This window comes from Candidatus Zixiibacteriota bacterium, from assembly GCA_035380245.1.
GTDB lineage: Bacteria > Zixibacteria > MSB-5A5 > GN15 > FEB-12 > DAOSXA01.
Genome location: DAOSXA010000001.1, coordinates 727,506 through 753,797, shown reverse-complemented (window position 1 = coordinate 753,797; position 26,292 = coordinate 727,506). Strand labels below are relative to the sequence as shown.

General features: G+C 53.2%; 20 protein-coding genes. 13 read left to right on the top strand and 7 right to left on the bottom strand.

Annotation, left to right across the window (positions count from 1 at the left end; all coding sequences use genetic code 11):
* Position 1: 1 nt before the first annotated feature.
* From PLF13_02985 to PLF13_02970, 4 genes are read left to right on the top strand one after another with little or no spacing between them, the layout of a single operon-like run.
* Positions 2–1,198 (top strand): anhydro-N-acetylmuramic acid kinase, encoded by a 1,197-nt coding sequence (locus PLF13_02985; GenBank protein ID HOP06235.1) that lies wholly within the window; start codon positions 2–4, stop codon positions 1,196–1,198.
* Positions 1,198–2,469: a SpoIID/LytB domain-containing protein gene (locus tag PLF13_02980; protein HOP06234.1), complete on the top strand. Its 1,272-nt coding sequence runs from the start codon at positions 1,198–1,200 to the stop codon at positions 2,467–2,469. The genes PLF13_02985 and PLF13_02980 overlap by 1 nt, the downstream gene beginning before the upstream one ends.
* 51 nt (positions 2,470–2,520) lie before the next feature.
* The gene (locus PLF13_02975) at positions 2,521–3,960 is read left to right on the top strand and encodes an OmpA family protein (protein HOP06233.1); all 1,440 of its coding nucleotides are present in this window, start codon (positions 2,521–2,523) and stop codon (positions 3,958–3,960) included.
* A gap of 14 nt (positions 3,961–3,974) precedes the next feature.
* A complete protein-coding gene (locus tag PLF13_02970; protein HOP06232.1) occupies positions 3,975–4,523 on the top strand; it encodes a 2'-5' RNA ligase family protein in 549 nt (182 codons plus the stop codon).
* Positions 4,524–4,577: 54 nt separating this feature from the next.
* Here PLF13_02970 and PLF13_02965 read toward each other — a convergent pair whose 3' ends face one another.
* Entirely contained in the window at positions 4,578–5,111 is a 534-nt protein-coding gene (locus PLF13_02965) for a multiheme c-type cytochrome (GenBank protein ID HOP06231.1), read from the bottom strand.
* A 238-nt stretch (positions 5,112–5,349) separates the two neighbouring features.
* Here PLF13_02965 and PLF13_02960 point away from each other — a divergent pair, with 238 nt between their 5' ends.
* Both PLF13_02960 and PLF13_02955 read left to right on the top strand, forming a co-directional pair.
* Positions 5,350–6,564 carry a glycosyltransferase family 4 protein gene (locus PLF13_02960; GenBank protein ID HOP06230.1) on the top strand — a complete coding sequence of 405 codons (1,215 nt, stop codon included), beginning with the start codon at positions 5,350–5,352 and terminating at the stop codon, positions 6,562–6,564.
* Positions 6,565–6,799: 235 nt separating this feature from the next.
* Positions 6,800–7,999, top strand: coding sequence for an aminotransferase class V-fold PLP-dependent enzyme (locus PLF13_02955; GenBank protein ID HOP06229.1), 1,200 nt, complete (start codon positions 6,800–6,802; stop codon positions 7,997–7,999).
* Between the two features lie 133 nt (positions 8,000–8,132).
* On the opposite strand, the gene PLF13_02950 is transcribed toward PLF13_02955, so the two are convergent.
* Both PLF13_02950 and PLF13_02945 read right to left on the bottom strand, forming a co-directional pair.
* Positions 8,133–10,394: a thrombospondin type 3 repeat-containing protein gene (locus tag PLF13_02950; GenBank protein HOP06228.1), complete on the bottom strand. Its 2,262-nt coding sequence runs from the start codon at positions 10,392–10,394 to the stop codon at positions 8,133–8,135.
* Positions 10,395–10,788: 394 nt separating this feature from the next.
* A complete protein-coding gene (locus tag PLF13_02945) occupies positions 10,789–13,047 on the bottom strand; it encodes a thrombospondin type 3 repeat-containing protein (GenBank protein HOP06227.1) in 2,259 nt (752 codons plus the stop codon).
* Positions 13,048–13,702: 655 nt separating this feature from the next.
* Here PLF13_02945 and PLF13_02940 point away from each other — a divergent pair.
* The 3 genes from PLF13_02940 (at position 13,703) to PLF13_02930 (ending at position 17,020) form a co-directional block, all read left to right on the top strand.
* Positions 13,703–15,757 (top strand): von Willebrand factor type A domain-containing protein, encoded by a 2,055-nt coding sequence (locus PLF13_02940; GenBank protein HOP06226.1) that lies wholly within the window; start codon positions 13,703–13,705, stop codon positions 15,755–15,757.
* Positions 15,758–16,140: 383 nt separating this feature from the next.
* Positions 16,141–16,554: a DUF2089 domain-containing protein gene (locus tag PLF13_02935; GenBank protein ID HOP06225.1), complete on the top strand. Its 414-nt coding sequence runs from the start codon at positions 16,141–16,143 to the stop codon at positions 16,552–16,554.
* 4 nt (positions 16,555–16,558) lie between these two features.
* The gene (locus tag PLF13_02930) at positions 16,559–17,020 is read left to right on the top strand and encodes a hypothetical protein (protein ID HOP06224.1); all 462 of its coding nucleotides are present in this window, start codon (positions 16,559–16,561) and stop codon (positions 17,018–17,020) included.
* A 78-nt stretch (positions 17,021–17,098) separates the two neighbouring features.
* Here the strand turns inward: PLF13_02930 and PLF13_02925 are convergent, their stop codons facing one another.
* On the bottom strand, positions 17,099–18,286 hold the full coding sequence (locus PLF13_02925; protein HOP06223.1) for a porin: 1,188 nt from the start codon (positions 18,284–18,286) through the stop codon (positions 17,099–17,101).
* Between the two features lie 160 nt (positions 18,287–18,446).
* On the opposite strand from PLF13_02925, the gene PLF13_02920 reads away from it, so the two are divergent.
* Entirely contained in the window at positions 18,447–19,967 is a 1,521-nt protein-coding gene (locus PLF13_02920; protein ID HOP06222.1) for an ethylbenzene dehydrogenase-related protein, read from the top strand.
* Between the two features lie 213 nt (positions 19,968–20,180).
* On the opposite strand, the gene PLF13_02915 is transcribed toward PLF13_02920, so the two are convergent.
* The 3 genes from PLF13_02915 to PLF13_02905 all read right to left on the bottom strand — a co-directional run bounded on the left by PLF13_02915 (position 20,181) and on the right by PLF13_02905 (position 22,393).
* The gene (locus PLF13_02915; protein ID HOP06221.1) at positions 20,181–20,978 is read right to left on the bottom strand and encodes an IPTL-CTERM sorting domain-containing protein; all 798 of its coding nucleotides are present in this window, start codon (positions 20,976–20,978) and stop codon (positions 20,181–20,183) included.
* Positions 20,979–21,556: 578 nt separating this feature from the next.
* Positions 21,557–21,856 carry an antibiotic biosynthesis monooxygenase gene (locus tag PLF13_02910; protein ID HOP06220.1) on the bottom strand — a complete coding sequence of 100 codons (300 nt, stop codon included), beginning with the start codon at positions 21,854–21,856 and terminating at the stop codon, positions 21,557–21,559.
* 66 nt (positions 21,857–21,922) lie between these two features.
* The gene (locus tag PLF13_02905; protein ID HOP06219.1) at positions 21,923–22,393 is read right to left on the bottom strand and encodes a GNAT family N-acetyltransferase; all 471 of its coding nucleotides are present in this window, start codon (positions 22,391–22,393) and stop codon (positions 21,923–21,925) included.
* A gap of 278 nt (positions 22,394–22,671) precedes the next feature.
* Here PLF13_02905 and PLF13_02900 point away from each other — a divergent pair, with 278 nt between their 5' ends.
* The 3 genes from PLF13_02900 to PLF13_02890 are packed head-to-tail and all read left to right on the top strand — an operon-like array spanning position 22,672 to position 26,279.
* On the top strand, positions 22,672–23,766 hold the full coding sequence (locus tag PLF13_02900) for an efflux RND transporter periplasmic adaptor subunit (protein HOP06218.1): 1,095 nt from the start codon (positions 22,672–22,674) through the stop codon (positions 23,764–23,766).
* A 22-nt stretch (positions 23,767–23,788) separates the two neighbouring features.
* On the top strand, positions 23,789–25,024 hold the full coding sequence (locus PLF13_02895) for an ABC transporter permease (GenBank protein ID HOP06217.1): 1,236 nt from the start codon (positions 23,789–23,791) through the stop codon (positions 25,022–25,024).
* 7 nt (positions 25,025–25,031) lie between these two features.
* Positions 25,032–26,279, top strand: a complete 1,248-nt coding sequence (locus PLF13_02890; protein ID HOP06216.1) for an ABC transporter permease — start codon at positions 25,032–25,034, stop codon at positions 26,277–26,279.
* Positions 26,280–26,292 lie beyond the last annotated feature (13 nt).

Below are 26,292 nucleotides of genomic sequence, written 5' to 3'. Positions count from 1 at the left end.
CATGTTGCCGACCAGACTCACAGACAGGAAACGACTCAACGTCGTCGGCCTGAATTCAGGGACATCGGCTGACGGTTTAGATCTGGCAGCCATGGCGATTGACCGGCGCCGTATCAGTTTCATTGCCGGGACTAAACGGAAATTTCCGTCTGAGTTGCGGCGGATGATTCATCGCATTGCCGACGGCAAGAATGTCGCTCTGGATGAACTGGTATATCTGGACAACTACCTTGGGGATTTTATCGGTCGCGCCGCAGCAGGATTCATCAAGCGACTGGCCGGCAAGGGAACCACGGTTCATCTTATAGCCTCGCACGGTCAAACGGTGCGACACCTTCCGACCGGAGGTAACTATTTGGGTCGGCTGTTTCGCGGTTCACTCCAAATCGGCTCACTGGATATGATCGCCGCCCGGACCGGTCTGCCGGTGGTCGGTGATTTCCGCCAGGCGGATATCGCCGCCGGGGGTGAGGGAGCACCGATTACCACAGCCGCGATGGGACGATTGTTTAGCTCTAAGACGGAACCGCGACTGATCGTCAACATTGGCGGTATGTCTAATTTCTTTTATTTTCCCGAATCCCCCGGAGGGAAAATTAAGCTCAAAGCGGCCGACTGTGGACCCGGTAACGCCCTGCTGGATTTACTGGCCCAAATGTTGTTCGATCAGCCTTTCGACCGAGGCGGCCGACTGGCTGAGCGGGGTAAACTATCGCAACGATTATTGGCGCTGTTGCTGGGGCAATCGTTTTATTCGGCGCGGGAGCGTTCTACCGGTCGTGAGCAGTTCGGTCTGGAACTGGCACGAACGATCGTCAACCAGGGGAAACGACTCAAACTCAGCCGGTATGATATAATGCGTACAGCGGCGGAATTGACCACCCTGAGTATCGCTTCAGCCGTCTGGCCGCTGGTGAAGAAGGATCTATTCCTCGACAAATTGTATTTGACCGGAGGCGGGCGGAACAACAGATTCTTTGTCAAAAGACTTCAATATCACTTGCCGGACTTGCAGGTAGAGAAAATAGACAGCTTGGGAATTGACGGAGACCTGGTTGAGGCCGCGTGTTTTGCACTACTGGGGGAGAGTTGTTTGCGATCAGAGCCGACTCGACTACCGGGTGGACCGACACGCTCACCGGTGCTGGGCCATTTCGTACAACCTCCGTCGGAGACAGGGAGTCGTAAAAGAAAGTGATGATCGAAAAATTGGCCAAACCGATTAAATGGACGGCTCGCCTTGGAACCGGCCTGTTGTTGATAGTGCTGGTTTTTTCCTGTGCTACCGTTCCCGGCCTGCGTGATGAGACCGGGGGAACTTATATCCGTGTTCCGTTCGTGCGAGTTCTTCTGGAGGATTCCCAGCCGAATGCCACGATAAGCGGTGACGGCCAGTTCGCGGTGGAATGTCTGCAGGACGGTGTCCAATCGGTTTATTACTCGACACGCCCGGTAAAAGTTACGGTTTACAGCGGCCGGCTCGATGTGGAAAACGACCGTGGCCAGGTACTGGCTTCCAGACAGGATGAAATCAATCTTATACCGCGTGGTTCCGGGAATCTGCTTCGTCTTGACAAAGAGCGTTATCGCGGTTTGATCAAAACACTCCCCGCCGGGCAGAATGTTAAGGTTATCAACGTGCTCTATGTGGAAGATTACCTCTATGGCGTAGTACCGCCGGAGATCGGCCCGCGTGAAGAAAGCGAACTGGAGGCGATCAAGGCTCAGGCGGTGGCCGCCCGGACCTATACGATTTCACATCTGCAACAATACCCCAACGAACCGTATGACCTGAAAAACACCATTATCGACCAGGTATACAATGGTGTCGAGGCGGAGAACCGGTTAGTTGACCGGGCTGTCAATGAAACCGCCGGGCAGGTTATGACTTACGAGGGTAAGTTCATTGATGCTTATTATCATTCCACCTGTGGCGGGATGACCGACGCCATTTCAGCGGTCTGGGACCGTAAAGAAATTCCCTATCTCAAGGCGGTGTCCGACAGCGGGGCATGTTCCTGGTCCAAGTATTACACCTGGAAAGAGGTTTTCACGGAAAAGCAACTTCGTGGACGGTTAGAGCAGTATCTGTCGTCGGATCGCGGTCGCGACATGGTAATCGGTAAGGTAAACGATATCAAGATCATGGAGCGTACCCCCGGCGGCCGGGTAGCGAAGCTCATGGTTCGCACCGATAACGATGTCTACCGTTTCCAGAAAGACCGGATCCGCTGGGTTATCGGTCGGACCTCCAACCCGGATCTGATTCTTCCCTCCGGCCGATTCGACGTGGATATCGAGCGTGATCCCCTGGGCAATCTGGTCTCCGTTACTTTTAACGGTCGGGGTTACGGCCATGGTGTGGGGATGTGTCAGTGCGGGGCTATCGGCCTGGCGCGTGATGGTTGGTCTTATGATCGTATCCTGAAACATTATTACACCGGTGTCGAAATCACCAAGCCGTATTAAGCGGCGATGTTTTTATTGCATTCCATTCGAGCGCCTCGAATCTTATGGACAATGAAGCGAGTTATTATCATTCTGCTCGTTGTGCTGTTTTCTGCCTCGGTCGGCGCCGTGGAACACAGGTTCTATCTCGGCGCTCAGGGCGGGGTGATTAGAATCGACGGCGGCGACGAAGGCCTCTTCCCGTACCAGTCCGACATGGGCTTCATGTTGGGTTATCGTATCGACGATCATTGGTCCGCGGAACTGGGGCTAGGTTTCAATTCCATCTACAACGATACCACTTACGGTTCATCGTTGCAGTTCGGTATCGACAAGAATCACGCCGACCGGGTGTACAAAGTCACCCGGGTATACGTGACGGTCGGTCGCCTCTTGTTCAATCCGGTTAACAAGTTCAATCTGAGACTGGCCGGCGGCGGCGGTCTGGCGTTATGGAAGGTGAAAGATGCCGAAGCGGATACGTTGATTCGTGTAATGGGAACCCGCGAACAACTGGTGGATTATCAGGCTTCGGAAGTAATGGCTTCAATACAAGCACAGTTGAAATATCGTCTCTCCAACCGCTTCGATTTCGGCTGGAATTTCCAATACGACTATCTCACCGGGCTCGGGGTAGAGTTTGCTCCGGAAACCAAGAGCCGTCGACATCGGACTATCCTGAGCAGCATGATTTCACTGACGTTCTCGTTCGGTCGGCGATCCGAATGGCGTTCCTCCACTAACTGGGCCGCTCGTCCCGTGTCATGGGAGCAACCGGTTAAGGTCGACGAGGACGACAGCGACGGTGACGGGGTGCCCAACGGTCGTGATGACTGCCCCGACACCAGAGCCGGAGTGATCGTGGATCGGCGCGGCTGTCCGATCGATCTTGATATGGACGGTATCCCGGACGGTCTCGATGACTGCCCGCAAACCGACCTCAAAGCACGCGGCGCCGTTGATATTCACGGTTGTCCGGTCGACTCCGACTATGACGGTGTTCCCGATTACCGCGATAATTGTCCGTTTAACCCGGTCGGTGCGGCGGTGGACGCCTCCGGATGTCCGCTCGACTCGGACGGTGACGGTGTTCCGGACGGTCTCGATGACTGTCCGAACAGTCTTTTTGGAATCAAGGTCGATCACAACGGCTGTATCGATCTGTCGATGCTGGACAAACCGATGGTGTTGAATATCGACTACGTACCCGGTTCGTTCGAAGTCGATCCCCATAATCGTGAACGACTGAAAGAACTGGCTCGCTTGCTCGTCTTTGTATCCGACGTGAAACTTGAAATCAGCGGCTACACCGACAACATCGGAACGGCCACGGCCAACAAGCAGCTTTCCGAGAAACGGGCGCGTCGCGTACGTGACTATCTCGTCTCGCTGGGCGTGGAAACGGATCGTATCAAAGTGTTTGGCAAGGGTGAAGTGGATTTCGTGGCTTCCAATCAAACCGCAGCCGGACGAGCTCAGAATCGTCGGGTCGAAATAGTATTTTACCGATAGGATAATTGGTTGTGATGTTCAACCATTTTAACGAACGACGTCACCATAAGTTCGCACTGGTGATTTTCCTGCCGACGGAACTGGAAGGAATGATTGCTCATTTACGCGAGAAATACGATCCCCTTTATAACCTGGTAAATCCCCACATTACGGTTGTTTTTCCCTTTGAATCACAACGAACGCTAGAAGAACTGGTGGCAGCGCTCGGCTCCGAACTGACTCTGGAAACGAGATTTCATCTTGATCTGGATTCGATCGGAGATTTTTATCCGACGGCACCGGTTATTTACTGGGAAGTAAAAACTTCCGAGCGCCTGTCGCAATTATACTATCGACTTTATTCCCGACTCGGTCTGGCGGTTCCGTTTTCCGACTATAGACCGCATGTAACGGTCGCTCGTGAGATTTCACATCATCGAATTATGTTCGTCAAAGACAAGATTGTCGACTACCTTCCAACCGAATCGTTCGAGGTCAAAACGATCGATCTCATCACCGCCCTCCCGGAAAGTAAATGGGTCTCGGTGCGAACTTTTACTCTCCTCGGCAACGGTTCCGAATAAATAAAAAAAGGCGACCTGAAAGTCGCCTTCTTCAACGGTATCGGAAAAAAAGGCTTATTTGCCTTCCTCGGTGTTCATCACATGAACCTGGGTTTTGCGCTTAGCAAAATCGAACGGCACGAAATGCGGATTGCCTTCCTTGGTATGGCAGCGAACACAGTTTTCTTCTTTCGGATAAATCAAACCGGCTTCGATAGCCATACCTTTGTATGTCTCAGGATCAGCGGCCCATTTGCTCTTGTTCATGATTTTGGGTGATTTGAAGTCGCTGCCCGGACCGTGACAAGCCTCACATTCGACGTTGTTGATGACAGTACCGTCGGCCATTACGCCGGTCATGTGGCATTTTACGCATTCCGGTTTTTTCTGGTCTTCGGCGGAGAGTTTCTCAAACGCCTTGGCGTGACCGGTCTCGGCCCAGCTTTCATACTGAGCTTTGTGGCACAGTTTACACTTACCGGCGCCTACGTACTCGTGTTTGGGAGTTTCTTTTTTCTCGGCTTGTTTGGCTTCCTCGGAGAAGACCATGCCGGTTAACATCAGGCAGGCCAAGGCCAGTAGAATACCTAAAATACCCAGTTTTCTCATACATCCACCCTTCTCATTGGCTTGTCCGTTATACAGCCCCGTTTTTTAAGTTGAACCACCTTTTTTCCATCGGGCGAAAATAGTGAAACGCAACCCGATTCATCGTGAAGTTATGACAATGATGAAAATCAGTCAAGCACTTTACCGGGCTTAAATCGTTTGCCGTGCATGGTGTTGTGTTCCGTATAAAACCGCTTGCAATTTATGCACAAAACCGGTAGTTTTGAGTCGGTAAATTATGAAAGTTCTTATTATTACTCAGCATTTTCCGCCTGAGAGAGGGGCGGTACGCCGTTTATTTGAATTTGCACGATACTTCGTGCAGAACGGTATCGATGTGTCCGTCATGACGGCTATCCCGAACTATCCGGATGGCATCGTTCCGGAGAAGTATCGAGGCAAGTTTTTCTATGCCGAGGAAATGGACGGCATTAAGGTCTACCGCAGTTGGGTTCTTCCGGCCGCGAACAGCCAGCCAACCAAACGTATGGTAGGTTTTATTACCTTCCTTGTTTCGGTATTGATCAACCAATTCAAGCTGAAGCAGCAATTCGACCTGGTGCTGGCTTCCACACCGCCGGTGACGTCTCCGGTGATCGGCTGGATGCTGAGTAAAATCCGTCGTTGCAAGTTCGTGATCGAAGTCCGTGATTTACAGCCGGAGTCGGGTGAAGATTTCGGCAATCTGAAAGGCTCGATATTTACCCGAATGATCCGTTGGGTCATGCATAAACTCTACCGTAAAGCAGACCGGATCGTTTCGGTAACAGACGGCATCTCGCGCTACATGGATGAAGTAGTGGGAATCTCCCGCGCTAATATCGCCACGATTAAGTCGGGCGTCGGTAAAGAGTTTATCGATTCCGACTCCAACGGTATCCGCCGTCGTTTTGGCTGGGAAGAGAAATTTCTCGTCCTTTATTCCGGTACGCTCGGTTGGGTGCGTCCTCTGGAGACGGTTATCGAAGCTGCTCGGCAGTTGGTGGATCAGCCTAATATCCATTTCGCCTTTATAGGTGACGGTCAGAAGCGTGAAGCGCTCCAGCAGATGGTATCCGAATACGGTCTCAAGAACGTCAGTTTCATCGGACTTCAACCACTGGAAACGATTCCCTATTTTCTGAAGGCGGCCGATGTTCTGATCGAGAGCCTCAAAGAAGTCAACGTGGCCAAGATGGCTTTCCCGTCGAAGATGTTCGAGTATATGGCTTCGGGGCGACCGATCGTGTTCGGTTCTCGTCGCGGTGAGGCAATCGATGAATTGCGTCTGGCCGGCGGCGCCCTTACTTATGCCTCCGAGTCGCCCGAAGAGCTGGCGCAATTGGTTCTGAAAATGTACTCCGGTGAGATCGAAACCGACCAGCTCGGCGCGAAGTATCGCCTGCATATCATCAACCACCATCGGCGTGAGATGTGGGCCGGCCAATATCTGAACTTCCTCGAGAACGTCTGATCTTTCGTTTTCCCGCTATTATTATTGGTGACACTCTTTCTGTTAAATCCGGGGAGAAAGCCGTGCAATTTCCTCAGACAATGGATCTGACCGGTCTAATAAAAGAGAGTCCCATAAGGCGTTTGTTTCACGGCGGTTTTTTGTTATATTGGCACCGGGTGCTGATCTCTCGTATCAGCGTCCGGAGCATTGAGAATGAAGAGAGACACATTTATCTTATAATCGGAGATCGCTTGTGGAAGACCTGATCTATCTGGACAACGCGGCGACCTCCTGGCCCAAACCTGCCAAAGTCTACGAGTTCATGGTGGAATTCTACCGGTCATGCGGTGTGAATCCCGGACGGAGCGGCTTTGACAAGGCAATCGAGGCCGGGAACATTTTGGAGGATCTGAGGGGACGGCTCACGCGCTTTTTCGGCGGTGATGAAGCCACCCCCGAAAGATGTTGTTTTGGTTACAACGCTACCGATGCCCTCAACCTGATCATTCAGGGATCCCTCACAACCGGTGACCATGTCGTGGCCACCAATGTCGAACATAATTCCGTAATCAGACCGATCAATCATCTTGTCCGCGACCGCGGTGTCGAAGCGACTTTCGTTCCGTTCAACAGTGATGGCTTTGTCGAACCGGATGAGATCAAGAAAGCTATTCGACCCAACACGAAACTGGTTATCGTTAATCACGGCTCTAATGTGATCGGGACGATTCAACCGGTTGCTGAGATCGGTTATATCTGCAGGGAGCTTGGTGTACGGTTTGCCGTTGACGCTTCCCAGACAGCCGGGGTAGTACCGATCAACATGCGTGAGATGAACATCGATGTACTGGCGTTCACCGGGCACAAGTCGTTGCTGGGTTGTACCGGCATCGGCGGTGTAGTGGTGCGCAACGGTGTCGAGTTGCGTCATACTCGCGCCGGGGGCACCGGAGTACGCAGTGCATATCCGTACCATCTCGATGAATATCCTTATCGGCTCGAATACGGCACGCCCAACATGGTCGGCGTTGCCTCGCTCTGGGCCGCCCAGGATTGGATCAATGAATACGGCGGCACCGAGAGAATTTTCGCAGAAGAACATCGTCTCGCCTCTAAACTTGTCCGTGAGTTGAAGGAAGTTGAGGGAGTTACGGTTTATTGCTGTGACAGTATGGATAACCATCTGTCTACCGTTACGATCAATGTCGACGGTCTCGAGGCCGGTGATGTCGGCATCATGCTCGACGTAGATTTCAATATCGCCACCCGTACCGGTTTGCATTGTGCGCCATTGGTGCATCAGCAACTCGGCACCATGAAAATCCACGGCGGAACACGTTTCTCAATAGGAGCTTTTAACACTGAGGAACATATCGATCATGCAGTGGAGGCGGTGACGGAAATCGCCAAGCGTGCAAAAGAAATGAAAAATGTAGGGAGCGCCTCGAAATAGCGCCGCCCGACGAAGGACAATGTAAACGGTCGGATGGAGAATCGTCCGACCGTTTTTTTAATAGGTGTTTGACAAATAAGAAAGGCCACTCTCGATAGAGAGTGGCCTTTTCGATTGGATATAACGACGGTGCTTAATAGGTACAGATGTCCAAAGCGGGGCCGCCCTGGAACATGTAAGCCACGAGGTAAACGAGGTCCTCGATGGTGTACAGGGGATTGCCGTCGTTGTTGATATCAGCCGCCTCGGCGCACATCGGAGCCGGACCACCCTGGAACATGTAGGAGACCAGGTAGATCAGGTCTTCGATCGTAATCAGAGTGCCGCCGTCATCGTTGATGTCACCACGGGTGATACAGCAGCAGGCATCGCCGATGCCGTCGCTGTTGTAGTCGGCCTGGTCCTCGTTGTCGACGGTAATGCAGTTATCGCAGGCATCGCCGTACGAGTCGCCGTCGGAGTTGGTCTGATCGAGATTGGAGTGAGACGGGCAGTTGTCACAGACATCACCGACATTGTCCAGATCGAGGTCTTCCTGTCCCGGGTTGGCAATGGTCGGACAGTTGTCGGTTTCATCCGGAATACCGTCTTCATCAGCATCGGGCAGCGGAGCCGTCAGTGTGGTATAGTTGAGATAGATGGAGCTGTCCGGATCTTTATAGGTCTGGTATTCCCAGGCCACTATATTACCGAATTCGGAAACATCGATACTGCGAAGTGCTCCATGCACGAAGTAATCAGAACCGAAAGTACCTACGTTCGGTCCGGCGATAACTTCTTCGGTACCCCAGGTAGCGCCGCCGTCCTCGGTTATGATCGAGAACAACGAGTCACCGCGAGTGAAGGCTACGATAAATGTTTCACCATAAACCCAGGCAACATCGGGATACATTTCATCGCCCTCGGTGGCTATGACCGTCGATGTAACCAGATTGCCAAGACCCGAATCGGAGGCGTGGAAACAAACCAGGTCGAAGTCGGAAGGTGTTCCGGTGCTGGTTGACCAGTATTCACTGACGATAAGAACATTACCACCATTGGCGTCAACAGCCGGGTGCTGAACGTTATCGCCGTTCTCCACACCGGGGCTGAGCAGGAAGCCGGCCTCGATGCTGTCGGGATCCTGTGAGTTATAGAACGGGTCCATACGGCAGAAGATCTTCCAGACGGTGTCGGTCGGGTCGTACCAGTCGTACACGGCGTAGGAACGACCGGTCTCATTGTCGATGTCGGCGCGGGTCATTTGACAGCCGTCGGCCTGGCTTCCGTTAAGCGTGTCATACCAACTGATGGTAGCCCAGCCGGAACCGGCAGTAGTGTCGAATGGATACAGCAACATGGGGATGTCGACATAGCTACTGGGGGTGTAGCTGTTAACCATGGAGATTACCCCGAACTTGCTTTCATCCGGGAAGTAAAAATAAGGGTAGTTGTTATCACAGGCAATATCGGCCATTTTCGCGTCGGTCAAACCATACTGACTCCAGTTCCAATAAGTACCGGAAACCGTGCTCATGTCGCCCGGATTCGAGACGAACATACGGTAGGTATTACCTGAACCGGACAGCACTTCGGTAGCGTAGAACAAAGTGTCCTCACCCCAGTATTCAACGGAACCGAAGAGACGTACACCGGAGTAATAAATAGCGCCGCCCCAGGTGTCGCCGTTGTCGATCGAACCCTGCCAGTAAAGGGCGGTGTCGTCCTGACCGGTGTATTTGAAACCGAGGACGAGATTATCGGTGCCGCTGCTGGCAATGGCCGGGGAGATACTAATCGGGATGACCGGTTCACGGGCATCCATCTCGACTACATAGGTACCTTCCTGAGATTCACGGCCGTCAATCACGAAATAATAAGTATGACCGGCCGGAATGGTTACGTCGTAGAGAGCTGAGCGCGGTAGTGAGCAGGTGTTGTCGAACTGGTTGCAGTCCCAGAGCGTCGTCTCGTCATCCTGGTAGATCCAGATGTAGGTCATGTAATCGGATTCACAGGTAATGAAATCGACCACCAGATCAACGGCCGGAGTGTACTGATAAACGACATCGGCGGCGGTGCTGGTAGCGTTCTGAGTCGGGCAAACTTCCTGATAATCATCGGTATAACCGACTGTCGTGCCGGTATCGATGAACGGAAAGCCCGGAATCACCGTAGCTGTTGAGATGTCGTCACCACCCTGAAGGGTGGAAGTAACGAACTTGTCAGGAATGTCATTTTGCGGAACCGGGGCGCTAAAATCCCAGTCCTGAGCACGAACCGAAATGGTCCGAGGCGTGTCTTTGATTTCCTGGGCGGTGGCACGACCTGAGGGGGGAGTGCCGGCGCTGACTCCGATTGCGGAGATCAACAAAGCCAGGATGGCCAAGAGAACTACTGAGCGCTCAATTCTCATGGTTTTCTCCATTCTCTAATCTGTTAATTTGCGGACAATCCAAACGCAACATAATCCTACCCGGGGGGTTTTTTGGGGCTGGGATCGGTGGCGTTGAGATTGCCTCCAAAAAAGTTGTATCTTTGGCGGCTCTAAATATGTATGTACACTCGCTAATATAACAGAAAAGTGTTGTTTGTCAACGACTTTGGAAGATGTAAGAATACTGTTAAGACAACTAATGACTCTCAACACCTTTTGTAATCAGGCTAAGTTACTCTCCAGCAAGCAGAATCCGAAAAAAGCAGTTTTTGCGCCGATTCGTTTTTTAAGGATTGTCTGCTACAAAAAAACGCCCCGACCATCGGTCGGGACGTTACGCGCAGTCCGCCTGGGAAGGCGGTTCAGCTAGTTACTAATAGACACAGGCGTCAGGAGCCGTGCCGCCCTGGAACATATAAGCCACGAGGTAAACAAGGTCCTCGATGGTGTACAGGGGATTGCCGTCGTTGTTGATATCAGCCGCCTCGGCGCACATCGGAGCCGGACCACCCTGGAACATGTAGGAGACCAGGTAGATCAGGTCTTCGATCGTAATCAGAGTGCCGCCGTCATCGTTGATGTCACCACGGGTGATACAGCAGCAGGCATCGCCGATGCCGTCGCTGTTGTAGTCGGCCTGGTCCTCGTTGTCGACGGTAATGCAGTTATCGCAGGCATCGCCGTACGAGTCGCCGTCGGAGTTGGTCTGATCGAGATTGGAGTGAGACGGGCAGTTGTCACAGACATCACCGACATTGTCCAGATCGAGGTCTTCCTGTCCCGGGTTGGCAATGGTCGGACAGTTGTCGATTTCGTCCGGTACTCCATCGTCGTCGGCGTCCGGAACCGGCGCCGCGAGGTCCATCCAGTTGATCAGGATAGTACTGTCGGGGTCTTTGTACTGCTGATAGGACCAGATCAGCTTGCGGCCTTTGTCGACCAGATCGAAGCTGCGGTATTCACCGACAACATAATATTCCTGTGGAAACAGGTCGACATTGGGCCCCACGACCGGCGTCGGTTCTTCCCAGGTAACACCCGCATCTTCGGTCGTTACCGAGAACAAGGAGTCACCGCGCCAGAAAACGGCAATGAAAGTGTTACCGAAGACATGAGCTATCTCAGGGTAACGTTCATCACCGTCGGTGACAATTACATCCGATGAGACCAGACCGGCCACGCTGCTGTCGGAGGCGTGCAGGCAGATAATGTCATGGTCGGATTCGACGCCGGAAGTGGTGCTGTAGTATTCGGCCAGAATGAGTACGTTTCCGTTATAGGCGGCCACCGCCGGATTGACCAGATTTTCACCCGGATCGCCCGCGCTGTATGACCACATTCCCTCAATCCCGTCGGGATCGGCCGAGTTGTAGAACGGGAATTGCCAGATCAGGAGATTCCAGGAGGTGTCGGCAGGATGATACCAGTCGTAGAGAGAATAGGAACGGCCGGTCTGCGGATCGATGTCGGTTTTAGTGGTGGCGCAGCCATTGGTGGAATAATCTCCGATCGAATCGATGAAACTCAACGTTGCCCAACCGGGACCGGCTGTGGTGTCCTTGGGGTAGAAAAGCATCGGGCCGTCGGTGATTCCTCCCGGGGCATAGCTGTTGACCATAGAGATCACGCCGAAACGGCCGGAGTCGGGGAAATGCACCAGCGGATAATTGTTGTTTACTCCGATATCGACCATGCGTTGATCGTCGACACCGTATTGAGTCCAGTTCCAGTAACTGAAATCGTAAGAGCCGCTCGGATCGATTGGATTCTTGACATGAACAAGATTGGTGTTGCCGGAACCGATTTCGAGATGAGTGCCGTAGAACATCGTATCCTCCCCCCAGTACTTGATGGTGGGATAATCCCATAAACCGCTCAAGTACACGGCGCTGGAAAAGCTGCCGCCGTCGTCGTCGGAGCCCTGCCAGTAGAGGGCGGTGTCGTCCTGCCCGGTATAGGAGAACGCCAGCACGAGATTATCGTTGCCGCCGTCGCCCAGAGCCGGATGTTCGTTCAGCGTAATGACCGGTTCGCGGGCGTCCATCTCGACTACATAAGTTCCTTCCTGTTCAGCGCGACCGTCGATCACGAAATAATAGGTGTGACCGGCCGGAATGGTTACGTCGTAGAGAGCTGAGCGTGGTAGTGAGCAATTGTTGTCGAACTGGTTGCAGTCCCAGAGCGTAGTCTCGTCATCCTGGTAGATCCAGATGTAGGTCATGTATTCGGACTCACAGGTGATAAAATCAACCACCAGGTCCTCGGTCGGCGTGTAGGAATAGACGACATCGGCTGCCGTGCTGGCTGTGTTCTGGGGCGGACAGATTTCCTGATAGTCGTCGGTATACCCGACCGTCGTGCCGGTGTCGACGAACGGGAAACCGGGGATGGTGGTGGCGGAGGCAATGTCGTCGCCTCCCTGAAGAGTTGAAGTGTAAATTTTGTCGGTGGGTTCAGCGCCGGTTTTCATAGCTGTCAGCGGCATCTCACCGACTTGAGCCGGAAGACTGAAGCTCCTGGTTTTTATTACGGCCTTCTCACCGGATACGGTCGTTGCTCCGGCAACAGCCGCAAGCAGCAAGAGCAGTCCTATCAAAAGGCCGGTGGTATTGATAAGTCTGGGTCTCATCATATCTTCTCCGTTTTAGGGTCTTTATCAGGCACGAATATATTCCTGGTTCGTTTTGCGGCGGGCGATGATGAGGTGGGGGAGGGGGTAATTCTTTGGTCGATAAGCCTCCTTATAGTTTGTCGGTTTACTCTCTGTTATTCAAGGTTTGCTCACCTATGTACTGCAGGTCGTAATTCACCATTCGGTTCGACACCCGGAGCGATCGAAGACTGTCGCGATCCACTCGATAGACAAACCCTCGGACTACGCAGGCGATACCCTGCGCACGGATAGTCTGATGCAACGGGTGCCGGTCTCGTACCGGTCAGGGCGTACCTCACCGTTGGCGGTATAAAAACCGGTGAGAAGAGAATAATTCTGGGCGGTTTTTTGAATCGATGCGTATCGAAAATCGACACTGAAGCTCGGATGGAATCCTGGCGGGAAAACCGAGCGCCGACCGGATGTCTCCGGCCGCAGTGCTTTGTCTGTTCTGATACAGAAGACGAACGAAAACGGCAAATGTTCATTATTCGATCTAGAATTCGTTTCGTTCAACAAAATCGGGAAGAAATTCGTTATTACCGTGTAACCCCCTCAAAAGGAACAAACCAGAGATTGACGCCGCGTCCGATACGGCACTTTCGGCCGGCAGCCTTTTGAAAGGAGGTTCGCTATGCGTCCCCGTAAAGTTCTCACCGTCCTCACCCTCATGTTTCTCACGACAGCCGTCGCCATGATTATCCAGGCCGCCGATACCGGACAGATCAAGGGTAAAATAACCGACAAAGATACCGGCGATCCGATTATCGGTGCTTCCGTTCTAGTGCTCGGTACGAAGTATGGCGCCATGACCGGGATAGATGGAACTTATCTGATTAAACGTGTCCCCCCGGGCATTCACACCTTGCGGATTTCCAACCTGGATCATAATACCCTTGAAATCTCGGATATAAGAATTGTGGCTGATTCCGCTATCGAGGTCAATGCCGTTTTGGAGAAGAAGATCGGCGATATCGGCAAGACGATCAAGGTGGTCTGCGATCAGGACATGATTGACAAATTTCAGGTTTCCAATCAAGTCGTGATTACCGCGGACGCCATCAAGATACAGCCGGTGACTTCGGTCGATGAACTGCTGGAGACATCCGGGAAGGTGGAGGAGAATAAGAAAGACAAGGAAACATTCATTCGTGGCGGCCGCGCCGGTGAGGTGACTAACGGAGTAGCCGTGCCCGTCGGTGATCCTCTTGGAGGAATCAACTATAGTGCTGTCGCAAGTCCGCAATGTGCCCCTTCACCGCAGCCCTATCCGCCGGCCCACGGCGGCAACGCGATCGTCAACGGCAAGCCGTTCGATGCCATGTTCTTCGAGAACTACGGCGTAAATCCGTTCGTCGACACCGAGGACGACCACCTTTCGACTTTCGCTATCGACGTCGATGATGCCTCTTATGTCCTCGCCCGCTCCTATCTCGAACGCGGGGCGCTGCCGGACAAGGATGCCGTGCGCACCGAAGAGTTCGTCAATCATTTCGATTACAACTACGATTCTCCGGAAGAAGAAGCTTTCTCGGTCAATATCGAAGGCGCTCCCAGCCGTTTCGGGCAGAATTGCAGCCTGGTGAAGATCGGCATCAAAGGGCGAGAGGTCCGTCCGGAAAACCGCAAGCCGGCTAATCTCGTGTTCGTGGTCGATATCTCCGGCTCGATGGCTCGGGAAGACCGTCTCGGTCTTGTTCGTAAGGCGCTGCGTTTGCTGGTCGATGAACTCACTTACGAGGATAAGGTCGGGATCGTGGTTTATGGTTCGAATGGTATGGAATGGCTGCCGCCGACTTCGCTTCATGAAAGAAATCTGATCATTAACGCCATTGAGATGATGCACAGCGGCGGCTCCACCAACGCCGAAGAGGGAATTCGGCTCGGTTATAATATGGCCGACCGTATGTTCCGGCAGGGGTATATCAACCGTGTGATCCTCTGCTCCGACGGCGTGGCCAATGTCGGCCAGACCGGCCCGGACGATATTTTGAAGATGATTAAAATGTACGCCGACAAAGGTATTACTCTCACCACGGTCGGATTCGGCATGGGCAACTACAACGACGTTCTCATGGAGAAGCTCGGCAACAAAGGGAACGGTTTTTACGCCTACGTGGATAATCTCCAGGAAGCTCGCGGCATTTTCGTCGACAACCTGACCGGGACGCTGCAGGTGATCGCCCGCGACGTGAAGATTCAGGTCGATTTCGATCCGCGGGCGGTGCGTTCTTATCGCCTGCTCGGGTATGAGAATCGCGACGTAGCCGACAACAAATTCCGTGACGACAAGGAGGACGGCGGTGAAATCGGCAGCGGGCACGAGGTCACGGCGCTGTACGAGGTGAAGCTCCAGCATGCGGAGCGGCCGGTCGACCGCATCGGTACCGTCTACGTGCGCTACAAGGACCCGGATTCCGACAGGGTGACCGAAGTGGCAAAGGCCGTTAACACCGGCGGGTTCGCTTCAACGTTCAGCCGAGCCTCGGATGATCTCAAGCTGGCGGCGGCGGCGGCGGAGTTCGCCGAGATCCTGCGCAAGTCCTACTGGGCTAAGGAATCGAGTTTGGCGGATGTTATGGACGTGGTCAAGGGGATCGCGGTCGAGAGCGAGTCGAGCGAGGTGATCGAGCTGATGTCTCTGATCAACAAAGCTCAGCAGTTCGATGAGCAGTTGACGCAGCGGTAATACCTCCCAGCGCAGTAAAGGGCCGGTGATCCCGGCCCTTTTTTTGTGGGGAGAGCTTCTACTTAAGCATTTGTCAAAGAATCACCGATCCTCGGGCGGTAAATGTCTCTTCGGTTCCTATATCTACGAAGTCTCCGCCTCAGGTTTCATCAGCCGTTTTTGTCCGAAGCGAGTGTGAGTAAAATCCCGCAAGGCAGAGAGAATTCGAGATATCTCCGGTCGTCCGATCAATAAAAGTCCAACTCATACAACAGCTTATGAGATTTAATGAGGTAGAGGACAAGTTTTACATCAAAAAATGTAAATAAATTCATTTAATAATGAACTTTTTTAATATCTAACCGTAATGTAAATAAAGATTGGTGATAACTCGGGAGAAAAACATGAACAAAGACTGGCGAGAGCTAACAAAACTTACCGATGGACAGAAGCTCATCGTGGAACGCATACGAATGGAGAGCTCCGGTATCTCCATTGAGGGCTCGTTTGAACTTCCCGAGCTGGCGGCGCTCTCGGCCGAGGACCAGGTGTTCGTGGCGGCATTTGTCAAGAGTCACGGATCGATCAAGCAAATGGAGAAGTATTTCGGGGTGAGTTACCCGACCGTCAAAAACCGGCTTAACCGAATCGGCGAAATGCTGACTTTCGTCCAGATCGAGTCGGATCCCGATGAGCCGGTTCTTATAGATAAAATACCGGACCTGAACCGGGAGACCAAAGAGTCGATTCTGGAGGATCTGGAGGACGGTGAAATAGATTTCGACGAGGCAATGAGAAGACTTAATGATAAGAGGTGATGCTGTGAGTGAAGAGAAACACAAAATACTCCAGATGCTTTCCGATGGAAAGATCACTGTCGAACAGGCGGAAAAGCTCCTGAAGGCGGTGGATGTAGCCGATCAGACCGGCTGGATCAGAGACGATCCGGTGCGCGAGCCGGGCAGTAAACCCCGCTGGCTGCGGGTGCAGGTGGAGGGACATAAGAAAGACGATGAAGATGACGACCATGGCTGCCGCCGTCGCCGCCACGAACATGTTAACATCCGGGTACCGCTCAGTCTGGTTCGAGCCGGCGTTAAGCTAGGATCGCTTATGCCCGGGAAATCGACGACCAGGATCAACCATGCCTTGAGCGAACACGGGATCGAACTGGATATTGAACACCTCGACCCGAAATCGCTCGAGGAGTTGATCGATGCCCTCGCCGACACCAGCATCGACGTCCAGGACGGTGAAGAGAAAGTCAGAATTTTCGTAGAGTAATCACCGGGCAAAAGCTCCGGTGCATCGAAAAACAGGGTCATTCGCGGCGGAATGACCCTGTTTTGATTTGGGTGATAATCAGAAGGTCAACTGCAGTTGACTACGAATTTCATAATCGTCGGTGGAGCCTTCGGAATCGTAATTACGAAGCCAGCCGAAATCGGTCTGGAGCTTGCAGATGTGTTCGTCGATGTAAACGTTCAGACCGATAGTAGCCTGGCGCTGACTGCGCAGGATAGTGCGTTCTTCGTCATCGGCCAGGGCCTTGTTCACAGCGCCGCGGTAAAAATTATCAGAGGCATCGGCCGCCGCGAATCGGGCCGCCAACTCCCAGCGTTGATCGATCCGATACGCCGCCTGAAGCAGACCGCCGTAAAGAATCGGATCATGGTCGTTGCCCTCATAGATCTCACCGGTTGCGCCATAGCCGATTGCCGACAACGCCCAACCGGAGTATTTAACCAGCAGTTCGGGCGCCAGTCGAAGACGGCAATCGTAGTAGGGATCGGGGTCCATATCCCAGGCAAAGCTGACCGCGGTCATGTAACGCAATCCGGTCCGAGAAGCATCGGTGTCGGATCCTACATTGATGTTGCCGTGATGATGGGCCAGGTGAACGAACAGTTCCGGATGGAACTCCGGGCCGGCGGCCGATTCGGTAAGGTCGGAGGGATTGGTACGAGGCAGGTCATATACCAGCGATGTTCCGATGGCATGACTGGCGCGGGCGTTGACGCCGGAGCCGAACATCACCACGTAAGAGAACGGGGCCGGTTTGGTGAAGCCGTTATGAATAGCGAGACCGCGCTGTCGTTCGGCGCCGAACCAGCGTGTTAACACCGACCAGTCGACGAATGTCAGACTTTGAAACGACTGCAGGCGATAACGCGTGAATGGAGTTTTGAATTGGCCGATACGAAAACGAAGGTTCTTGCGGTAACTGTAGTCACTGTACAGATCAAGCAACTCCAATGATCCGGATACGGTGCTCAACTGTAACCGGAAAGTGAGATGTTTTTTGGGCAATCCGACTGCAATCGCAGGACGCACCCGGCGTAATTCCATAGTGAAGCGGTCATCATAACCGTCGTCGCCGCGAAGATCGTCCGCGATATACTTCAACTGTACCTGGGTGGCCAGATGGAACTCCAGGTAGCTCGAGTCGGCTCCGGTGATCCGGAACGGTCCAACCGCTGCCGTACTTTGCCCGGCAATTGACAACAGCGCGGCTAGAGCGATAATGATCATTAGCACATTTTTGTTCATATCTCCTCAACCTTTCTCAAAAGGCCGAATGGTTCAAGTCCTTGGTCGCCAAATCTGGACTTCTCACCTCAAAATAGCAAGCACGTTCTTACGGTTTTAGCGATTATTATTCAAGAGGATTAGTCTTTCAATAGTGTCCGTTTGTGCGTTATATAGACTTATGCGTGATCCTGCATTTTACCGGTATCGTTTGGGCGTACGTCTGGCTCATGCCGCGACTGTGCTGCTTCTCGGTCCGCTCTATCTGACGGGTATCCGACTCGGTTCGATTATGGGCGAACAGCCGACGCTCGAACCGGGATCGTTGTTCGACCGGCTGGCGCCGACCGGGGACATATTCGCCTGGCATGCCGCGTTCGGGTATATTCTGACGGCGGTTGGAATTTTCTACTTCGCGCATTTGCTGCTGACCGATCAACTTCGACGATTGACGAATATCTTCACCCATCTCCGCTATAAACTCGGCAAGAAGCTATTTTATCTGACCATGCTGTTTCTTGGGGCAACCGCCGTACTCAGCGGGATTACGCTGCAATTAGGATTGTTCAGCGCTCCGGATGGTTTTGTCCTGATGCACTGGCTGCACCGATACAGTGCCGGGATTCTCCTGCTGATGACAATAGCGCACATTGTCGAGACGATCGCCAACAAAGAGTCGCGGGTGAACTCGATCTTTTTCGATCCGGTATTTCCCGGATTCGTGCAAACGCGGGCCTTGGTTTTATCCGGGATTCTGGGCTTGACTATCCTGGTCGGTCTGTTCATGATCCCGTCGACATACAGTCGACTGACCCTCAAAAACATACCGGGTATAGTTGAGATCGATGGAATCGTCAATGAGCCGCAATGGGCTGAGGCCGACTCGGTGACGATCGGATTGATCGGGGGCGCCAATTTTGAGTCTTCGGCCTCAATGGCGACGGTTAAGGCGTTTGTCGACCATGCCAACCTGTATCTGTTGCTGACCTACAGCGATCCGGACTATTCCTCGAATCGTCACCTGATCAAGACCGACACCGGCTGGATCGTTCAAAAAAGTGCCTATCTGAACCTTTTCGATGAGTCGATCTATTGGGAAGATCAGGTTGCTTTGTCTTTATCGCGCGATGCGGGTGGTTGTGCCGCCACGTGTCACATCGGCAACAAGGGTGCATACGGCAATCATGATGCTGTCGATGACACCCTCGACCTGTGGGTCTGGCAGGCGGTCGGGACTAATCCGGTGGCGCAGGCGGACGATCGTTTCATGGCGATGGCAACGGATTCGAACAGCAACGGTATCTTCGTGGACAATCCTGCGGCCGGATCAACTCATTCCAACTTGAACGAAGATTGGCGGCAGCCATATTTACTCGATCTTACCACCAACAAACACAGTTGGCTGCGGGTAGATTCGTATAATGCCGTTCCTTATTTCTCCGGAGGCGACTCTTTGCCCGTTGGGGCAATCCAGCCGGCGGTCCTGGTAGGTGAATTGCACGGAGATCGCGGAGATATTCGAGCGTTCGGGCGCTGGCACGATAATATCTGGACGATCGAGATGCGGCGGCGGCTCCGGACCGGTTCGCCGCACGACCTTGAAATAAACGACCCGATCCGACTCAACGTAGCGTTGTTCGACAACGCCCGCAAGAAGCATGCCTTTCATCTTCAGGCTATCCGTCTGGATTTAGAACAATAAAAACAAGGAGCGGTCTTACGACCGCACCCTGTTAATGTCCCCCTGCGTTTTGGGATTGTTGACAAACTTCAATCGCGGCGGAGACAAGCCCCGCCGCTACGCGTTTGAGAGCCATAACCTCGCGTAGCGGGCAGCCTTATGTCGCCCGCATTATAGTTGTGCCCAACTAAATATCAGAACGTATGGCTTTCTCAACACTCCCGTTTGTTAGAGTCAGGCAATTCCCCCGGCGCGATTTCGACGGACTACCCAGACTGCTGCGCCCAGCAGCAGGAGCACGAGGGTAATCAACGCCCAGGTAGACATTGAAGGAACGGCTACCTGACCGTATTCCGGAGCCGGCAGCTCGCCCGCTACGAATTCCACTCCTTCATAGTCCTCGACCTCACCCCAGTCGTATGCTCCGCCCGGAGCAGCCGGGCGCGGCGCATGCGACCAGTAAAGACGAATGCGGACGTTATAGGTTCCCGGTGCGCCACCGGCCGCTCCAAGAACCGCGTCGTCATGGGTGTCGGTGCCACCCCAGGTTTTGGGAGAACCGTTCCAACCCAGGCCAACTCGCTCGGACGGTTCGAAGGTCAGGTTGTTGTTCCAGTCCACCCACGCTTCGACGAACTCACGAGTACCGAGCGGAAAAGCCCCCGGGTGCGCGGAGTATGACGTGGTAATTCCAAACCGGATCTGTACCGCGCCGTTGGTTGGATCGATCACCGCACTGATGAGACCGTCGTCATCCGGTCCATCATCAGTAACGTTTACCCCGGCTTCCTGGTCGACAGTCGCTCCCAGCCACTCATAGTGCTGATAGAGATGACTGGCTGTCGGCAAGAACGGAGAATCGCTCCAGTCGGATTCCTGATCGTCGATATTCCAGTTGACGGTGTTGGGGTCATCGTGTTTGAGAGTGCATTGGCGTTCGGGCGGCACCTTGCCGTCGTCGGCCATAACGCTTATGGCCACGAAAGCCATCAGCGAAGCTAGAATGAACAGCCCTAGTAGTTTCTTTGACATCAGTCCATACCTCTTCAGTAAATGACTCAATGGTGTCTCGTCCGGCCGGCCCGGCATCTCCGAAGGTTACAGGAACTCCTCGAAGCAGCGACAGGCATAACCGGCTGTTTCAAATGCCTCGTGTGACAATTGAGGATCATAGAAGACGGAGCAAAAAGCTCTGCCTAAGACACCCGAACATGTGAGCCTGTCATTAATGAAGGGAACGACATCGCATCAATATGCGTTTGCCCTTCGCATATTCTGCGGTGCGTCGTTATACCCTGATGACAGGTCTCAACTTCAAGGACAATTGGGTTTGACGTGATACCGATACGATGATGTCGTACGATGGAGAATAGCATCATGCGACAATCCCGGCTGCGGGCGTCCCTGCGACGACAGACAGCGAGATTTTGCTAATTATCCGAACCGTCACGCCGACAACGTAAGGTTCCGATCATGATTGTCACACCAAGCTATAGGACAATAGCTAAAAAGCCTCTCCATGTTGCATGACTGAAAACGTAGATCCGTTATATGCAAACTACTGATGCCGGACTGTTTTGTCAAGCACTTTGGCCGGGTCGGTTACAGGTTCAGCGCTCCGTGGTGCGGAGCAGTTTCAAGTGGGCGAAGATAGGGCCCTGATTGCACACGGCTTCGAGTAATTCGTGAAACTGCCGGGTATGGAGTGTCTGATTATGCCGGGCTTCGGCGGCTTCATCTTCGAAAGACATCAGGTGGACGAAGGAATTGTCATCCTCTCCCTGAAACGACTCATAAAGCAAACAATCAGGTTCGTTATCTCTTACTGCATCGATAAACCGGCCAATCGCTTCCCTGACTTCTGCCAGTTTATTCGGTTTGACTATGAAGGTCGCCATGACGTGAACCATTCCCTGCTCCTTATGAAGTCTCAGCGGTCGGCCGAGACGATGGCTACGACCCGGGTTTACTCATTGTTATTTATTGAGCTGCTTGCGCATTATCAATCTCGTCGGTGAAGGCTGGGCTACCTTTTTGAACCCGGCCTTGCGGAAGGCACTTGCGGTACCGGTGTATAGAAATGCGTCAGCCCATTTATTTTTCGGTTCGTTGGGGTATCCTTCGATTATTGCAACTCCCTGCGAAGCGGCATATTCGGATGCGGCGCCCAGCATCTGTGTACCGACACCCTGATCTCGACGACTTTTCTTTACATATAGACAGACAATCGACCAGACCGGTTGATCGTCGATCGGCTTAAGAGTCCGTGAGCGCATCAGTCTTGAATACCGCTCGCGTGGTCCTACGCTGCACCAGGCGACCGGTTCGTCGCCGTCGTAAGCCAGCAGGCCGGGAATCTCACCGGAGAGGATGATTTTTTTAATCGCTCGTTTATTGGCTGTCCCTTTGTTCTGTTTATATTCCTTGCCGGTTTGACGCCAAAACATACACCAGCATCCGGCGCAGGCGCCGCGCTGACCGAATAATGTTTCAAAATCTTTCCACCGGTCGGCTGTTACAGGTTCAAAGGTGAGCTGCATATCCTCGCGTACCCCTGTTGGTTAGGCTTCCTCTAATACGAATAGTACGGAAGCTCAAGGCGGGCAGGCAACAACTATCTTGGCGACCGTTCGGCTCAGAGAATCGATGGAAATGAAACAACTGTTAATTCGATTCGTAATAAAGAACCCAGACGCGCAGTAGTAAACCAACTGGAGCATAAAATATGATAAAGAAGTTGATTCTGAGTGTTTTGGCCCTTACGGTCGTTGCCCTGGTGGCTTTTTTTGCCATAGACGGTTCAGCCTCAAAAGGCGGGGAGAGTAAAACTTTTGCGGTAAGCCGTGGTTCGATTATCGACAAGGCTGTGGCCGTGGGGCAGATAGAACCTCGCAAGGAGATCGAGATCAAATCGAAAAACGGCGGTATCGTCCGCCAGATCTTTGCCGAGGTGGGCGATGTCGTCAAGGCCGGGGATCCTCTCTTTGACATCGCTCCCGATCCTACACCGCTGGAATTCGCCGAAGCCAACCGGCAGGTCGAGTTGTATCAGGTGGCTTACGACAATGCTGCTCGCGAGTACAAACGCTTCGAGGCGCTGGCCGACAAACAACTGGTTTCACACCAGGAATTTGAGGATAAAAAAGCCGTATATGATGAAGCCGAGTTACGCCTGAAATTATCGCGCGAAAAACTGGCTCTGATCGAATCGGGTAAAACCACCATCGCCGATCGCCAGGTAAGCAATATCATCCATGCTCCAACCGCCGGTATGGTTTTGAGCCGGTCGGTCGAGGAAGGTGATCCGGTCGTACCGTTGACTTCCTACCAGGAAGGAACCCAGCTCATGACGCTGGCTAAAATGGATGATCTGATCTTTCGGGGTAATGTCGATGAAATCGACGTCGGCAAACTGCACGAGGGCATGGGCACCGATATTGAAATAGGCGCTATGCCGCAGAACCAGTTAACCGGTATGCTCGCGAGAATCTCGCCAAAAGCTCATCAGGACCAGGGCTCGACGCTGTTCGAGGTCGAGGTGCAGTTGGATGAACTGACCTCCAAGCTGCTGCGTGCCGGGTATAGTGCCACAGCTTCCATTATCATCAACAAGGCGGAAGATATCCTGCTGGTACCGGAACGGCTGATCCATTTCGATGACTCCGTGGCGACGGTCGAAGTACAGGATACGCTCGGAGTGATTACGACCCGCGAGATCGAATGCGGTCTCTCCGACGGCATCAATATGGAGGTGATTGCCGGTCTGGATGAGGGAGATCTGGTCGTCGAGCGCCCGCCGCGTGAAATAACCGCCGACTGATCGAAAGAGTGAGTAACACGATATGGTCCCCCTGCTGTCCATAAAGCAATTCCTCAACGATATGCGTCGCCAGAAATTGCGAACTCTGCTCACGGTGTTCGGTGTCTTCTGGGGCACCGCCGCAATCGTGCTTCTGTTTGCCTTTGGCGATGGGATGAAAACCGCTCAGTTGAAATCACAGAAGGGACTCGGGGATAACATCGCCATCATCTGGCCGGGTATAACCGGCAAGGAGTTCAAGGGGCTTCCGCGAGGGCGTCGAATTCACTTCACGGCTGATGACGTAGAAATGATCAAGGTACGCTCAGAGACCATCAAGAGTATCTCGCCGGAGTTCACCCGGTGGGGGGTATCGGTCAAATACGGCAAGAACCAGTTCAAACGACAGCTAATCGGTATCTGGCCGGAGTTCAATGAGATGCGTAATATCATTCCGCAGATGGGCTCGCGGTTCATTAACGATCTCGATATCGCCAAGCGCCGCCGCGTGGTGTTTATCGGCAACCGTCTCGCCGATGACCTGTTCGGCAGCGAAGAAGCGGTGGGCAAAACGATTCTTGTCGATGGTACGCCTTTCGTTGTGATCGGGGTGATGAAGGAGAAGGATCAGGACAGCTCTTACAGCGGGCGGGACCATTCCAAGCTGATCATTCCGGTTACGACCTTCCGTACCATGTTCTCCAACCGTTATCCCAACAATCTGGTGGTACAGGCTAAGGATGATCATGTTTCTTCCGAATCGGTTGATGAAATCTATGAGATGCTGGGAAGCCGCTATAAATTTGACCCGACCGATCGAGAGGCTCTCATGGTGTGGGATGTCACCCAGGGCTTCGAGTTCCTGAAGATATTCTTTACCGCTTTTCAATGGTTCCTCACCGGGATCGGTATTGCCACCCTGATTACCGGCGGTATCGGGGTGTCGAACATCATGAATGTGGTGCTCGAAGAACGAACCAAGGAAATCGGCATCAAGATGGCCCTGGGGGCACGGCGGAGCACGATTCTGGCGCAGTTCATTCTGGAAACGCTGACCATCACGGGGGTGGGCGGCATCGCCGGATTTCTGTTCGCCTGGGGTATTGTCGCGTTGGTGCCGTTGTTTAACATCGGTGAATTGGTGGGTGAGCCGACCGTGGATCTGACCGTGGGGTTGATTGCCACGGTGCTGATCGGTATTGTCGGTTTTACAGCCGGTATTTTTCCTGCCCGGCGGGCAGCCCGGCTGGAACCGGTAAAAGCTCTCAAGCTGTATTAGGACAGATATGAATCCGACCGTAATGTACAATGTCTTCGTTCGCGATTTTCGCAAGCAGCGCAAACGTATCCTGCTGACTCTTATCGCCCTTGCCTGGGGTACTATCAGTATTATGCTGCTGCTGGGATTCGGAGAGGGGATTTACGAGCAGATGATGACCAACCGTAAGGGCCTGGGAGAGAATATCGTCATCATCTGGCCGGGTAACACAACGATTCCCTACCAGGGATTACCCAAGGGACGCGGGATACATTTCTACCCGGAAGACCTGGAATATCTACGGGCAACCGTACCGGGGATCAAGGACATCGGGGCCGAATATCAGCGCTGGAGCGTTGAGTTGGTCAACGGGACCACTGTCAAGTCGGAACTGATCGCCGGGATCACTCCCAACTTCACCACAATGCGGAACCATATCGCGCAAATGGGCGGGCGTATGATCAACCAGAGCGACTGCGACAACAAGCGCCGTACGGCCTTCCTCGGGTACCGCATTGCAGAGGACCTGTTCCCCGGCGAGAACCCGATCGGCAAGCAGTTTCTGTTGCAGGGACTTCCGTTCACGGTGGTGGGAATCGAAATTGAAAAGCAGCAAATGAACATGTACAGTGGACCGGATGCCGACAAGGTTTCGATACCCTGGACGACCTTCAAGGCAATTTTCGGCGATCCCTGGCTGGATGATATAATTTATCAGCCTGTGGACCCGGCGAACGTCAAGGAGGTACAGCGGCAGGTCTATGAGGTTCTGGGAGCGAAATACCGTTTCGATCCCAATGACGAAGAAACCCTGGGGGTATGGGATACCGTTTCCGGGACCAAAGAATTCGACAACATAATGCTTGGTATTCAGGTGTTCCTTGGCATAATCGGCGGATTGACATTGCTCATCGCCGGGGTGGGAGTGGCCAACATCATGTATGTTTCCATTCGGGAGCGTACCCGCGAGATTGGCATCAAAATGGCCGTGGGGGCACGACGTTCGGTCATTCTTTTTCAATTCCTGATCGAGGCGCTGATGATCACTTTCCTCGGCGGCATCGGCGGGATGAGTATCAGTTACATTTTAACCGAGGGATTCAAACGAGTGCCGATCGAGTCGGATGTCCTGACCTTCATGGGGCGCCCTACTATTTCGCTCGAAATTGGTATCATCGTGACGGTTATTCTCGGTGTCATGGGCATCCTGGCCGGATTCTTCCCGGCCCTGCGGGCGGCATCGGTCAGCCCGGTGGAATCATTGCGATACGAGTAACGACAGCAGGCTG

Coding starts and splice junctions, on each gene's coding strand:
- PLF13_02985 (HOP06235.1), top strand. CDS start 2: ATGTTGCCGACCAGACTCACAGACAGGAAACGACTCAACGTCGTCGGC.
- PLF13_02980 (HOP06234.1), top strand. CDS start 1,198: ATGATCGAAAAATTGGCCAAACCGATTAAATGGACGGCTCGCCTTGGA.
- PLF13_02975 (HOP06233.1), top strand. CDS start 2,521: ATGAAGCGAGTTATTATCATTCTGCTCGTTGTGCTGTTTTCTGCCTCG.
- PLF13_02970 (HOP06232.1), top strand. CDS start 3,975: ATGTTCAACCATTTTAACGAACGACGTCACCATAAGTTCGCACTGGTG.
- PLF13_02965 (HOP06231.1), bottom strand. CDS start 5,111: ATGAGAAAACTGGGTATTTTAGGTATTCTACTGGCCTTGGCCTGCCTG.
- PLF13_02960 (HOP06230.1), top strand. CDS start 5,350: ATGAAAGTTCTTATTATTACTCAGCATTTTCCGCCTGAGAGAGGGGCG.
- PLF13_02950 (HOP06228.1), bottom strand. CDS start 10,394: ATGAGAATTGAGCGCTCAGTAGTTCTCTTGGCCATCCTGGCTTTGTTG.
- PLF13_02945 (HOP06227.1), bottom strand. CDS start 13,047: ATGATGAGACCCAGACTTATCAATACCACCGGCCTTTTGATAGGACTG.
- PLF13_02940 (HOP06226.1), top strand. CDS start 13,703: ATGCGTCCCCGTAAAGTTCTCACCGTCCTCACCCTCATGTTTCTCACG.
- PLF13_02935 (HOP06225.1), top strand. CDS start 16,141: ATGAACAAAGACTGGCGAGAGCTAACAAAACTTACCGATGGACAGAAG.
- PLF13_02925 (HOP06223.1), bottom strand. CDS start 18,286: ATGAACAAAAATGTGCTAATGATCATTATCGCTCTAGCCGCGCTGTTG.
- PLF13_02920 (HOP06222.1), top strand. CDS start 18,447: ATGCGTGATCCTGCATTTTACCGGTATCGTTTGGGCGTACGTCTGGCT.
- PLF13_02915 (HOP06221.1), bottom strand. CDS start 20,978: ATGTCAAAGAAACTACTAGGGCTGTTCATTCTAGCTTCGCTGATGGCT.
- PLF13_02910 (HOP06220.1), bottom strand. CDS start 21,856: ATGGTTCACGTCATGGCGACCTTCATAGTCAAACCGAATAAACTGGCA.
- PLF13_02905 (HOP06219.1), bottom strand. CDS start 22,393: ATGTTTTGGCGTCAAACCGGCAAGGAATATAAACAGAACAAAGGGACA.
- PLF13_02900 (HOP06218.1), top strand. CDS start 22,672: ATGATAAAGAAGTTGATTCTGAGTGTTTTGGCCCTTACGGTCGTTGCC.
- PLF13_02895 (HOP06217.1), top strand. CDS start 23,789: ATGGTCCCCCTGCTGTCCATAAAGCAATTCCTCAACGATATGCGTCGC.
- PLF13_02890 (HOP06216.1), top strand. CDS start 25,032: ATGAATCCGACCGTAATGTACAATGTCTTCGTTCGCGATTTTCGCAAG.